Source organism: Flavobacterium sp., assembly GCF_965262375.1.
Classification (GTDB): Bacteria; Bacteroidota; Bacteroidia; order Flavobacteriales; family Flavobacteriaceae; genus Flavobacterium.
Genome location: NZ_OZ253527.1, coordinates 3,019,270 through 3,033,156, shown reverse-complemented (window position 1 = coordinate 3,033,156; position 13,887 = coordinate 3,019,270). Strand labels below are relative to the sequence as shown.

At 34.6% G+C, this 13,887-nt stretch carries 10 protein-coding genes; 9 read left to right on the top strand and 1 reads right to left on the bottom strand.

Annotation, left to right across the window (positions count from 1 at the left end; genetic code table 11):
* The first annotated feature begins 34 nt into the window (after window positions 1-34).
* From ACQY29_RS13850 to ACQY29_RS13825, 6 genes are all read left to right on the top strand, one after another.
* Window positions 35-1,090: a sensor histidine kinase gene (locus ACQY29_RS13850; RefSeq protein WP_428225761.1), complete on the top strand. Its 1,056-nt coding sequence runs from the start codon at window positions 35-37 to the stop codon at window positions 1,088-1,090.
* Complete coding sequence (locus tag ACQY29_RS13845) at window positions 1,083-1,805, top strand: LytR/AlgR family response regulator transcription factor (protein ID WP_428225760.1); 723 nt, start codon at window positions 1,083-1,085, stop codon at window positions 1,803-1,805. Before ACQY29_RS13850 ends, ACQY29_RS13845 begins: the two co-directional genes overlap by 8 nt.
* A gap of 220 nt (window positions 1,806-2,025) precedes the next feature.
* The gene (locus ACQY29_RS13840; protein WP_428225759.1) at window positions 2,026-2,748 is read left to right on the top strand and encodes a toxin-antitoxin system YwqK family antitoxin; all 723 of its coding nucleotides are present in this window, start codon (window positions 2,026-2,028) and stop codon (window positions 2,746-2,748) included.
* A gap of 30 nt (window positions 2,749-2,778) precedes the next feature.
* Window positions 2,779-3,966 (top strand): tRNA 2-thiouridine(34) synthase MnmA, encoded by a 1,188-nt coding sequence (gene mnmA / locus ACQY29_RS13835; RefSeq protein ID WP_428225758.1) that lies wholly within the window; start codon window positions 2,779-2,781, stop codon window positions 3,964-3,966.
* 39 nt (window positions 3,967-4,005) lie between these two features.
* Window positions 4,006-5,628, top strand: coding sequence for a S8 family serine peptidase (locus ACQY29_RS13830; protein ID WP_428225757.1), 1,623 nt, complete (start codon window positions 4,006-4,008; stop codon window positions 5,626-5,628).
* Window positions 5,629-5,638: 10 nt separating this feature from the next.
* Entirely contained in the window at window positions 5,639-6,583 is a 945-nt protein-coding gene (locus tag ACQY29_RS13825) for an NAD(P)H-dependent flavin oxidoreductase (protein WP_428225756.1), read from the top strand.
* Window positions 6,584-6,938: 355 nt separating this feature from the next.
* Here the strand turns inward: ACQY29_RS13825 and ACQY29_RS13820 are convergent, their stop codons facing one another.
* A complete protein-coding gene (locus tag ACQY29_RS13820) occupies window positions 6,939-11,381 on the bottom strand; it encodes a T9SS type B sorting domain-containing protein (protein ID WP_428225755.1) in 4,443 nt (1,480 codons plus the stop codon).
* A 285-nt stretch (window positions 11,382-11,666) separates the two neighbouring features.
* Here ACQY29_RS13820 and nadC point away from each other — a divergent pair, with 285 nt between their 5' ends.
* The 3 genes from nadC to ACQY29_RS13805 are packed head-to-tail and all read left to right on the top strand — an operon-like array spanning window position 11,667 to window position 13,884.
* Complete coding sequence (gene nadC / locus ACQY29_RS13815; protein ID WP_428225754.1) at window positions 11,667-12,527, top strand: carboxylating nicotinate-nucleotide diphosphorylase; 861 nt, start codon at window positions 11,667-11,669, stop codon at window positions 12,525-12,527.
* A 5-nt stretch (window positions 12,528-12,532) separates the two neighbouring features.
* Complete coding sequence (locus tag ACQY29_RS13810) at window positions 12,533-13,468, top strand: YihY/virulence factor BrkB family protein (RefSeq protein ID WP_428225753.1); 936 nt, start codon at window positions 12,533-12,535, stop codon at window positions 13,466-13,468.
* Complete coding sequence (locus tag ACQY29_RS13805; RefSeq protein WP_428225752.1) at window positions 13,465-13,884, top strand: DUF2147 domain-containing protein; 420 nt, start codon at window positions 13,465-13,467, stop codon at window positions 13,882-13,884. Before ACQY29_RS13810 ends, ACQY29_RS13805 begins: the two co-directional genes overlap by 4 nt.
* The last annotated feature ends 3 nt before the right edge of the window (window positions 13,885-13,887 follow it).

Here is a 13,887-nt window from a genome sequence, read left to right as displayed (position 1 = left end):
GTTTCAATTTTATATTTGAATATATTTTTTAAACATGAAGTTACAAGAGCTAATTAAAAATAGAGGATTAAAGCATCTATTCTTTTGGATGTTTTACCTATTGGCGACCTCCTTTGCTGTATTTTCTAAAGTGGAAAAATTTTGTTTTGCCGAAATTTTAGGGTATCAAGCCAGCGAACTATTTTTTGGAATGATAATGGCCTATTGGGTTTCGTATTATTTGTTATCTGAAAAGTTTTTGAAAAAAGGAATCTTGATTTCAGGTTGTTTTTTTCTTCTGACTATTTATGTCTTGTCTGCCATGTCTAGGTTAACCATGGTACATGTTATGGAACCTATTTTCAGGACACCTCCTTTTGAACAAGAACCGCTTCTTGAAATTTTGACCGATTTAAAGGCCTTATTCATGCGATATACTCCTGGGATTTTAACCACAGCATTGATATTTTATATCGTGAAATATTTTTCAGATTATAATACGTTGAATGCTCAAAAACTTCAATTAGAAAAGGAGAAAACACAAAGCGAATTGAAAATGTTGCGTGCACAACTCAATCCACATTTTTTATTCAATACGCTAAATAATATTTATTCGTTATCGCTTGATAATTCACCCAAAACATCTTCGTCCATTGGGAAATTATCCGAAATATTGGATTATGTTTTGTATAAATGTGATACCAATTTGGTTCCTATTTCCTCTGAAATGAAATTGATTGAAGATTATATCGAATTAGAGAAATTGCGTTATGATGACCGATTAAAAGTAACCATTTCGCAATCGATTGAAAGGGATCTGCCAGTACCTCCGCTTTTGTTGTTGTCTTTAGTCGAAAATGCATTCAAACATGGTGCGGGAGAAGATAGTGGTTCGCCCAAGATTGAGATTGAAATACTAACGACGGATTTCCAAATGGAGTTTAAAATTGCAAATACGTGTATAGAAAATGATTCGCCAGTACATAAGGATGCCATTGGATTAACTAATGTGAAAAAACAATTGGATTTGCTTTTTGCTCACCGTTATACTTTAGAAATTGTTAAAGGAAATGGATGGTTTCGTGTAAATTTGATTTTAAAAAATGCGTAAAATGAAAATGAAATGCTTAATAGTCGATGACGAACCTTTGGCAGTAAAATTAATTGAAAATCATATCGCTAAAATCGATGCCCTAGAAGTAGTAGCTACAGCAAACAACGCTTTGAAAGCCTTTGAAATATTGACTACGCAAGAAGTTGATTTACTATTTTTAGACATCAAAATGCCTAATATAACGGGGATTGATTTCTTAAAAAGTTTGAAAAATCCACCCAAAACAATTTTTACAACAGCTTATCGCGATTTTGCGATTGAGGGGTTTGAACTGGAAGTGGTTGATTATTTATTGAAACCGATTACGTTTGAACGTTTTTTTAAATCGGTCGAGCGTATTTTAAGAGCACCCATTTTAGCCCCAACCAATGTGATTGAAGACAATATTACGACCGATTTTCTTTTATTAAAAGCATCGGGTAAAAATTATAGGGTTGCTTTAGCGGATGTTTTATACATCGAGAGCATAAAAGATTACGTGAAAGTACATTTGCAAGAGGGAGCTGAAATTGTATCAAAATTTAAAATAAGCGATTTAGAATTGGAACTCCCAAGTCATAGATTTACTCGTGTGCATCGCTCTTTTATAATCAACAATGATAAAATCACAGCTTTCTCTACCTCTGATTTTGAATTAAAAGGCATTGAAATTCCAATTGGTGCAAGTTTCAAAGAACAAGCCCAAAAGTTGATTGAAAAGTTGAGTGGGTAGTTTTTTTAAGTTTAGAGGTTTAAAAGTTTAGGAGTTTAAAAGTTGAGACGTATAATTGTTCGATGATATTGAGAATGTTGTATTGGTGAAAATTCGTGTTGATACTTATTCCATATTTTAATCCCATAGTGTAACATTCTATTTTAGAATCTTTGGTCTATTTTTTGTAAAGAATAATAAAACCAATACTTTTGAGTTTTATTTACAAAATAACTTTATAATGAAAATTGCCCAATATTTAATCGTTTTAATTTTAAGTTCTGTAGCTACTTTTTCTCAAGTGAAAAAAGAGCTAGAAAACCAAACGAATGCAAAAGGTGAGCGCATCGGTTTTTGGAAAGGCTATTATGAAGGCACCAATCACATTCGTTATGAGGGAAATTTTAAAAATGGTGTCGAAGTAGGTACATTTAAATATTATGCTGATAGCGATAAGAAAATACTAAAAGCCACTCGTGAATTTGATGGGAAAGGAGGCGCTTATACTATTTTTTATGACGAAAATGGGATGAAAGTGAGTGAAGGAAAAGTGGTCAATAAATTGCGTCAGGGAGTTTGGACGTATTACCATAAGGCTTCTAAAACCATTATGTGTACGGAAAATTATGTGGATGACCGTCAAGAAGGAGTGAAAAAAGTATTTTTTACCGATGGGGTTTTAGCTGAAGAAATTCCGTATAAAAATGGGGTTAAAAATGGTGTTTCTAAAATTTACTCTAATGCTGGAACGTTGAAAGAGGAAGCTATTTATGTACAAGGATTCATGCAAGGACCGTACAAAGTGTTTGACGACAATGGGACTGTTTTGATAGAAGGAAACTACAAAGAAGGAAAAAAGAAAGGTTTGTGGAATTATTATGATGCAAACAAAAAACTTGTAAAACAAATCAATGCAGATACAATCAACGGATACAAGAAGCCTTCGTTGGTTAAAAAGAAATAATTACCTTTGCACTCTTAAAATTTTTATACCATGAAAAGAGTAGTTGTAGGTTTATCAGGAGGAGTAGATTCAAGCGTAGCTGCCTATTTGTTGAAAGAACAAGGGTATGACGTGATTGGACTTTTTATGAAAAACTGGCACGACGACTCGGTAACTATTTCTAATGAATGTCCTTGGTTAGAGGATAGCAACGATGCTCTTTTGGTGGCTCAAAAATTAGGAATCCCTTTTCAAACGGTCGATTTAAGCGAACAATACAAAGAGAAAATCGTGGATTATATGTTTGCGGAGTACGAAAAAGGACGTACGCCCAATCCTGATGTGCTTTGTAATCGCGAAATCAAGTTTGATGTTTTTATGAAAATCGCACTTTCTCTTGGTGCTGATTATGTGGCTACGGGGCATTATTGTCGTAAAGGCGAAATGGAAGTGGATGGGCAACCCATGTACCAACTTTTAGCTGGAGTAGATGGAAATAAAGACCAATCGTATTTTTTATGCCAACTTTCGCAAGAACAATTAGCCAAAGCCTTGTTTCCCATAGGGGAATTAACCAAACCTCAAGTGCGTGAAATTGCTTCTAAAATGGAATTGATTACCGCTGAAAAGAAAGATTCGCAAGGCTTGTGTTTTATTGGCAAAGTGCGCTTACCAGAATTTCTGCAACAACAATTGCAACCTAAAGAAGGGGTAGTGTATGAAATAGATGCCACACATACTATTTTCAATCAAGACAAACCCGTGTTTGAAAACGAAGAAGCTCGTTTGCAATACGATGCAACACCTATGTGTTATACTCCTGAAATGGGAAAAAAAGTAGGCATGCATCAAGGGGCACATTATTATACCATCGGACAGCGTAAAGGGTTGAATATAGGAGGAACTAAAGAGCCTTTGTTTATTATAGCGACCAATACACAGACCAACGAAATCTATACAGGTCAAGGGAGTCACCACCCAGGATTGTTCCGAAATGTATTGTTTGTAGCCAAAGAAGAAATCCATTGGATTCGTACCGATTTAACTTTAAAATCTGGGGATAGTATGCGTGTGAAAGCGCGTATCCGCTACCGTCAGGAGCTTGTAGGGGCTACCTTGTATCAATTTGATTCGGGTATGTATGTCGAGTTTGACGAACCTATGTCAGCCATCACCCAAGGACAGTTTGTATCTTGGCATATCGACGAAGAGTTGGTAGGTTCTGGGGTAATTGCTTAAAAAAGTTTTCCTATATTTGAGGAATTAAACCTATATACAATGAAAAAAGTATTATTTTTTACAATGATATTCGTTGTTCAATTGTGTTTTTCACAAGAGGATGCATGGATATATTTCAAAGATAAGCCTAATGTACAGGCTTTTTGGGATAATCCTTTAACTGTATTGTCGCAACGTGCTTTAGATAGACGAAATACTCAAGGTATAGCATTAGATGCCACTGATGCTCCAGTACATCAAGCATATATCGATTTGGTTAAAAATAGTTCAGGAATTACAGTATTGGCACAATCTAAATGGATGAACTATGTGCATGTTCGAGGTTTGCAACAGGATATTGCTAATTTGTTAAAATTGAATTGTGTGCAGAAAGTGGTATATGCTAATCATGCACTCAATGTAGCAAACCGAACAGCATTTGAAACTAATAGGGTTTCAAAAGTCGTTTTGGAGGATAAAACTAAAGTTGCAAAAGTGAACTTTGATTATGGGAATTCAGCAACCCAAGTACAAATGTTAAATGGTCATGTATTGCACCAACAAAACTATACAGGGGCAGGGAAAATTATTGCTGTTTTTGATGCTGGTTTTCCTGGGGTTGATACCGCTTTGCCTTTTAAAAGATTGCGTGACAATAATTTGATTTTGGGAGGTTATGATTATGTAAATAATTCTTCATCTTTTTATACTGGCAATAGCCATGGTACTAAGGTGCTTTCTACTATGGGGGGCTATGCTACCAATTTAGTAGGTACAGCTCCTGATGCGAGTTATTATTTATTTATTACAGAAGATGCAAATAACGAGGAACCACTCGAATTAAGCAATTGGGTAGAAGCAGCCGAAGAAGCGGATCGCTTAGGGGTTGATGTGATTAATTCTTCGTTAGGGTACTTTGGTTTTGATAACCCTAATTATAGTTATACCTATGCCATGATGAATGGACAAACCAGTGTGGCTTCTAGAGCTGTAGATATTGCTTTTGCAAAAGGGATGATTTGTGTAATTTCAGCAGGTAATGAAGGTAGTACTGCTGAACCGCATGTAGGGACTCCAGCTGATGCAACGAATGCTGTTACGGTAGGTTCTGTAACTGCTACCAGAGTAAAATCTGGATTTAGTTCTATAGGGCCTACAGCCGATAATAGAATTAAGCCTGATTTGATGGCTATGGGATCTGCTGCTGTTGTTTCATCTACAACGGGGACTATTACAACTGCAAATGGAACTTCTTTCTCCGGTCCTATCATGGCAGGAGCTATTACAGCGTTATGGTCTGGGGTGCCTAACAAAAAGAATTCTGAAATTGTCCATATCGTAAAAGCTTCTGCCGATAAATTTGCCACGCCAAATAATGATTATGGTTATGGTATTCCTGATATGAACGCAGCTTTACATACAGCCTTAAGTACAAATCAATTTGAAATTTTTAAAGCAAATGTATTTCCTAACCCCGTAAATTCTCATTTGTTTATACAGATGGAGGATGAGGTTGAAAAAGGCCTTTTAGTAGTTTACAATGCTTTGGGACAAAAGGTGTTTGCCGATTTGATTCAAGGACATCCAGTTTCAGTTAATGTTGAGGCATGGAATTCTGGCGTGTATTTTTATACCTTGCAAATCCAAAATAGAAATTTACAAGGAAAATTTATTAAAAACTAAGACTAATATTTTGAATACAGTTACCACTCTTTTTTCTATTAAATATCCTATCATTCAAGGGGGAATGATTTGGAATTCGGGTTATAAATTAGCAAGCGCCGTGAGTAATGCGGGCGGTTTAGGATTGATAGGCGCAGGTTCTATGTATCCTGAAGTGTTACGCGAACATATCCAAAAGTGTAAAAAAGCAACCGACAAACCTTTTGGGGTGAACGTGCCGATGTTGTACCCAAATATTGAGGAGATTATGAATATCATCGTAGAAGAAGGGGTGAAAATTGTCTTTACTTCTGCGGGTAATCCTAAAACGTGGACTGCTTTTTTAAAGGAAAAAGGAATTACAGTCGTACATGTAGTGAGTAGCACTAAGTTTGCGTTAAAAGCGCAAGAGGCAGGTGTAGATGCGGTGGTAGCCGAAGGTTTTGAAGCTGGAGGACATAACGGTAGGGAAGAGTCTACCACATTGACGCTGATTCCTATGGTTAAAGAAAAAGTTACTATTCCAGTAATTGCAGCTGGAGGAATCGCTACTGGTAGAGGGATGTTAGCGGCTATGATTCTTGGTGCTGATGGAGTTCAAATGGGGTCTCGCTTTGCAGCATCGGTGGAGAGTTCAGCACATGATGCTTTTAAAGAAACGATTATCGCTACCGAAGAAGGAGGTACTCAATTAACACTTAAAGAATTGGCACCTGTACGATTGATAAAGAATAAGTTTTATAATGATGTACAAGACTTATATGCAACTTGTCCTTCTGTAGATGATTTAAAATCATTATTAGGACGTGCCCGTGCCAAACGCGGGATGTTTGAAGGTGATTTAGTGGAAGGCGAATTAGAAATTGGTCAGATTGCTGGATTAATTCATGAGGTTAAACCGGTTCAAGAAATCATAGATGAGGTAATGACTCAATTTGAAGAGGCAATGAAAATGAATGAAAATTTTAAATTTTAAGTTATTTAGGATTAATAAAAAAAGCTCCGAAATTCTGTTTCGGAGCTTTTTTATACCATTTGAACTTAAAAAATACTGGATTAAATAGTGATGTCATAAAATGTAGAAGTTCTCGATACGTTTTTTGCATTTCATTTCAAAAACTACTACCAATGACGTTTTTAGGTATTCGTAAGAAAAAACGTCATTTCATATTGCTTTTTTTGAAGAAAATTCCCCCTCGAACTGACGGAAACCATTAAAAATGCTATCATCGTCAGCTCGAGTGCGAAGCGTATCGAGCGTTTATATAAATTTTAATTGCTTTGCAAGTGCACTCTTCTAAAAGGAAAATTCAAAGTTAAAAAGGTTTTAGTTATCTTTTTAATGAAAAATGACCTTTGATTAAACGACCGTCTGCAAGTTGACCTGTATACCAATAGTCATCAGCAGGTAAAGGTGTACCTAGATAATTACCGTCCCATCCTATACCATCAGGAAGTATTTCCTTAATAAGTCTGCCAAAACGATCAAAGATTAGTATTTTAACTTCCTTGTTTAAAAATTGGTCATAGCCAATAATATTCCAGTTGTCATTATATCCATCTCCATTTGGAGTGAAAAAGGTAGGGAATCCTAATATGGTAAACGGCACTTCCAGTGTTTGGCAACCTTTAGTGTCAATCACATATATTTTATGTTTTCCAGGTAACAGATTTTCAAAATAACCTGTTGATTGTGTGGTTGAAAAGGGATCGTCTAAGCTGAAAACATAATTTCCTAAACCTGTAACGCTTACAGTTACGGTATTGTTTTGAACTAAATCAGTAACTACAGGTTGCGATACAAGGGTAGCACTATTAGATTCTTTGACTTGTATCGTTCTTGTTTTAGAACAGTGTAAACCGTCTATATTTGATACGATTACTTTATAGTTTCCAATAGTGTTTATAGTTATCGATTCAGTTGTGTAGGGTAAAGTATTGTTGTCTTTGCTCCATACATAGGTGTATTTACTAGCGTCTAAGTCAGGTTTTAAACCCGAATTAAGATTAATCGTAAAGCTAGGATCGTCAGTACAGATAAAACTGTCAGCTTGCCCTGATGTATTGGTGTCGATGTTAGGTGTAGGTTCTACAATTAAATTAAAAGTAACTGGCTTACCTATACATTCATTAGTTGTTTTGTTTTCAATTCGAACCCAAATGTCTTGTTTGAAAGGATAACCTATATTTCTATAATTTTTAAAGTCATTGTTTGAAATTGCTAAGGATTGATCATTTAGTGTTTCTTGGAAATAATCGTTTTTGTTTTTATAGAATTTTATTTCAATATCCGAATTGTTAAAATAGGTAGTTAGGTAATCATAGTTTTTTGATAAATCAAAACTAGAGACACCATCGTAATCATTGTGTTGTTCATCAATGTAATCATCACAATTGAAGAGGTTGGAGTCTGGTAATATAAAACTATCTGCACCCGCAGTAGAAACATAAAGTTCAAAAGAGATGATTGAAAAACAATTGTTTGCATTAGTCACTCGTGCCCATACTATTTCAGAATTAGCCACTTGATTAGTGTAATTTTCGAAATTCTTTATTTCATCTGCACTGTCTTTTTTAAGTGCACCATTTTGACTATGATAATAGTTGAAAGTTTCTTGAGTAGCTTGATTTGAAATTAGGTTTTTTATTTGATCCAAATTGAAAATAGAAAAACCATTTGTGTTTTCGGTACATTGGACTAATTTTTTGCCACTATTTAAAGTAGGTAAATCATAAATTAATAAACCTATTTCATTCGAATAAAAATCACAAGAGTTACCTTTTCGGTTTAACTTTACTCGGAAAAGATGTGACTTCATCATTGGGGATAAGCCATTTATTGTTAAAGTATTTGTTGTGCTACCTGTATAAACCGTACTTAGTAAAATTGGGTTCCAAGTAAAACCCTTGTCTGTAGATATTTCCCATTGATAGCTCTCAGCATTAGAAGTAATTGTGATTTTAGTGCTTTCTTTTTCACATCCTTTTCCTGTAGTAGGTTGTGTTGAAATAGTAATTGGCGCTGCAATTAGGTAGTTTTCATTTGGATTTGTATAACCACCATTTCCTACTACTAATCCGTTTTTGTCTACATTTACTGGAGATATTCCTAAAATCCCATTTGTATCGTTATCTGAAAATCCAGCTTCTTTAACATCAAAACAACCGTCTTCATCAGAATCTAAATCCCTGTAATTTGAAATTTTATCGCTGTCAAAATCTGTGTTTTTTTCAATATCATCTTTAATGCCATCATTGTCACTGTCGTAATCAATATAGTCAGCTACGAGGTCTTTATCGGTATCTTGTGGAATTGTACCAGGTTCAAAAGTGTCATCAAGACCGTCTTGGTTGGTGTCTTTTCCGGATAATGTCTTAGGTTGATTGTTTTGTGCTTCTAGTATATCAATAATACTGTCGTTGTCACTATCATTGTCCCATTGGTCAGCAATGCCATCGTTATCAGTGTCCTTTACAACACAAGATGCATAGATTTGTAAACTTGATTTTGTATTCTTTGTATCAGAAAGATTTTTATGTTTAATAGCAATGTTGCTAATTCCATTGCCTGAAATTCTAAATGCACCTGTACCAGCTTGAAGTGCTGTGTTGCTATTTAAACGGAATCTGATTTCGAATCCTGAAAACTCTTTTACATTGCTTTCGTAAATTCCGTCAAAATTTGTATCTAAAAGTAATTGGTTATTAGGATTTGAAATCGAAAGAGTTTTGGTAGTTTCGCAAGTTAGGTTGTATTCAGAGGTATCTGTAAACAATTCACTTGTACTACTATTTTTAGGGTATTCTAAAGCAATATTTAACGGAGTGCTAAATTGTAAAGAATAGGTGGCAGAATTTGTTTTACCTGCAGGAACCTCTGTAATAATTGTACCGTCAGACTTACCGATTATGGGTAAAACAGCTGTGGTAGTGGCAGTGTAGCTTGTTGTTGTCGCAGCGATAGTTCCAGTTGATTTGCTGGTGTCTATATTTTGATTGCCAAAAGATTCTGTGCAATTAGTTATACCATCGTTATCGTTGTCTATATCAAGATTGTCAACCACACCATCCTTATCTGTATCAGAAGGACATGAACTTACAGGGATGTTGTCTGATTCTAAAGAGTTTGTAAATTTGCAACTATTAATGTTTGCTACTACTTTATACAAGCCAGGAGTAGTCGGTGTAAAGTTGTTTTGTGTAGCTCCATTGATAGGACTGTTATTTAAATACCATTGAAAACTATCAAAAGCCGTAGCAGAATTAATACTGAGTTGAATGTTAGGCAAGCAATTAGTACTATTAATATTTACCTTGTTGAATGAAATTTCGGGTTTAAAGGTAAAACCAGAATAATAACCTCCAAAAGTTGCAGCCCCATCATTCCCGTAAGCTGCTACATATACATCAGTGGTAGATAATACAGAAATATTACCTGTTAAACCTAAGATGGTATAAGTTTCGTAATTTGGATTTCCTTGTACAGCAAATGGACCTTGTATTCCTTGTGAAGGTAAGTTGGCTAGGGTATAATTTGTGCCATTTACAATGAAGTTTAAACTAGCGCCTTTTTGTGTAACTATGGTAATTCTTCCTCTAAAAGTGTCATTACCTAATTTTTCGATTTCAGGGATATTATTAATGCTTCTAGGTGTTTGACAGCTAATAGGCGGTACAAAAAATAGTTCTTGATTGGCAAAGTTTTTTGAGCCATTGGTATTTGTATTTTGTTCACTTCCTACAGATTGGTATGCAAATACATTTTTTGAAGTTTTTACATATAAATTACCTTCTTTCGTAAAATTCGAACCATCAATTGCTATATATTGCCCTTTGTTAAGAGTATATCTTGGGACTATGTCTGCATTTAAATAGATTTCTGTGTGATCACTATCAGCTATGAGTAAAGCTCTTTCGGCCAAATCCCATCCATCACTTTTAATAAAAATATATTCTGTAAATTGAGGGACTCCGTTAATTTGTTCAGGAGAAATATTTTGAATAGTTTCTGCTGAAACTATTTGATCAAACCCCATATCTAAATTGCTTGAATCACCATTTGATCCCCCAAAAGAACCACAATTGACAGCTATGGGTTTGTCTGCACTAATTTTAGCTCCTATCAAAGCGTCGGGTATAGGATTTGTATTGCCTTCTACAGCTATCACAAAACTTTCATTGTTGTTCAAGATAATATCACTCGGGGTATTATTTCCTGGGGTATTATTTATTAAAGAGGAATTTGCTTTTATGTCACTAAAATGTATTCTAGTATTGTTCTCAGTAGCTAATATTGAAGCAAAAGTATAATGTTGACGGGCGTAATTGATAACTCTATCGTTTAAAAAAGCACCGATTCTAAACTCTTTACCCAAAGCAGCTATCCCTTTTGAAACAATTGAGCTGGCATGGTTCTTGTCATTTGAACGAATTCGAATAGAGACTGCTATCAAATCTTCCGCTTCAATGGTATATCCTTTGTTTTTTTGTACTAGATGAACTTTGTCTTCTGGGGTGTGTATTTGCGAGTCATTTGTATTCCCAATGAAATGGTTGTAGGGAGTATCTCTAGAAACAGTCCCTGTGATCGCTTGTGCGCCTATTTGATTTATCGTGAATTTGACAGGGTTAACATTTGGAGTAGATATATAAAGGTATTGATTCCCTGCTGTAACAGATCCAGACGAAACAGGTGGTATGTAATGTGTTTTGCTAAATTGTGCAAAAAAAGTAAGATTAAAAAGCAGAAAAAAAAGGTTGAGAATATTTTTCATTTCTAGTAAATATACGGTCTTAATTTTAAAATACTAAATACTTCGTTTAAAGGAAGTTGTTATATGCAGCTTGCAAATATATTATAAAGTTTTTAAAGAAAAATTTAAGAAGACTTTAAATTCCAAATGGATTTCAGGAATTTTGTTGCTTTTTTTAGGTTTAAGTGGATATAACTGTTTTTTGTTTAATCATTTCTTTAAAATTGTTTTGTATAAGCTTCTAAAGAGAAATAAATTTTAAAACTATAGATTTTAGTACTATTTTAGCGCTTCTAATCACATTTTATGATTTCAGAACAACAATTTCAAGAAGAATTACGATTAATTATACAAAATGGTATTCGTGAAGATATAGGACCAGGCGATTTTAGTTCGCTAGCTTGTATTCCTGATACAGTGACAGGCAAAGCCAAACTTTTAGTTAAGGATGAAGGGATTATTGCGGGAGTGGCATTTGCAGAAATGATTTTCAAATTTGTTGATGCTCATCTTGAAGTCGAAATTCTTATTCAAGATGGTACCCCAGTAAAACATGGCGATATAGTATTGTATGTTTCGGGTAGTTCACAATCAATTCTAAAAGCAGAGCGTTTGGTTTTGAATAGTATGCAACGTATGAGTGCGATTGCAACCAAGACTAATAGTTATGTGAAATTATTAGAAGGAACAGCTACTAAAATTTTAGATACGCGTAAAACCACACCAGGATTCCGTGCTTGCGAAAAATGGGCGGTAAAAATTGGCGGGGGCGAAAATCATCGTTTTGCCTTGTACGATATGATTATGTTAAAAGATAATCATAACGATTTTGCAGGTGGAATTACCCAAGCCATTGCGCAAACGAAAGCTTATTTGCAAGCGCATAATTTGGATTTGAAAATCATAGTAGAGGCTAGAAATCTTGCCGAAATTGAAGAAATTTTACAATCTGAAGGTGTTTTTAGAATTCTAATTGATAATTTTAATTTTGAAGATACTCGTACAGCGGTGGCTATGATTGGAGATAAATGTTTAACCGAATCGTCTGGAAATATTAACGAAAAAACCATTCGTCAATATGCTGAATGTGGGGTAAACTATATTTCTTCGGGAGCCTTAACACATTCGGTTTACAATATGGATTTGTCATTAAAAGCAGTGGACTAATTTAAATGGGAAGTGAACTTAAAAAAAGGCTTGTAAAAATTCCGTTAATCAAGCAACTGATTGTCGTTTTGGATAATTTGAAATTGCCTTGGTTAAATGGGTTGTCTTTTTATGAACTCATCGAATTTTATATCGTAGGGATTTTGCAAGGGGGTATCAGCTACCGTGCTGCGGCCATTGCTTTTAGCTTTTTTATGGCTTTGTTTCCTTTTGCCCTTTTTATATTAAATCTAATTCCGTATATTCCTATTGAAGGTTTTCAGGATGATTTTTTAATGTTTGTGCAGGATAACGTCCCACCCACGACCTATGATGCCATTGAAAATATAATCAAAGATATTCTGCATAACAGTCAAACAGGATTGCTTTCTTGGGGGGTGTTTTTATCTGTTTTTTTGATGACCAATGGGGTGAATGCCGTAATGAGTGGTTTTGAAACATCATTGCATGTTACCATCAAAAGAGCTTATTTTAGACAATATTTTGTGGCATTACTAATTTCATTAGTCCTAACTTTTATTTTAATAGTAACGGTAACCGCTATTATTTTCTTAGAAATTGTCATTCAGCGAACGATTATTCAAGATGTATTAGCTTCTCGTGTTTCTGATAGAATTTCATTATTAGAAATGGGACGTTATATATTTGTGGTACTCATGATTTTGTTAGCCACCGCCATTTTGTTTAAATACGGAATCAAACAATCCAAAAAGAAACGATTAATGACTATAGGAACGGTGTTTACCACGGCTTTAATCGTGGTGTCTTCGTACTTTTTTGGCATTTGGGTTGTTAAATTTTCAAAATATAATGAACTTTATGGTTCAATTGGTACACTTTTAGTATTCCTTTTTTATCTTTGGATAAACTGTATGGTGTTGCTATTAGGTTTTGAACTAGATGCATCAATACGTAAATTAAAAAAAATAGAACAACAATGAAAAAATTAGCATTAGTAGCTTTGTTATTTGGGGGATTGCAAATGAATGCGCAATCGGTATTTGGTAAGTGGAAAACGATAGATGATAAGACAGGGAAAGCCAAATCAGTGGTGGAAATTTTTGAGTCTAATGGTAAGGTTTTCGGTAAAGTAGTAGAAATCGTAGACCCTGTAAAACGCGATAGAAAATGTGAGAAATGTGAAGGTACAGATAAGAATAAACCTATTTTAGGCTTAGTTATACTAAAAGGCTTGGCTAAAGATGGAACAGAATATAATGGTGGAAAAATTGTGGATCCTGAAACAGGAAATTTATACAAATGTTTTATCAAATTACAAGGTAAAGATAAATTAGAAGTTAGAGGATACATGGGGATTTCACTCATCGGTCGTTCACAAACTTGGATTAGATTGTAATAC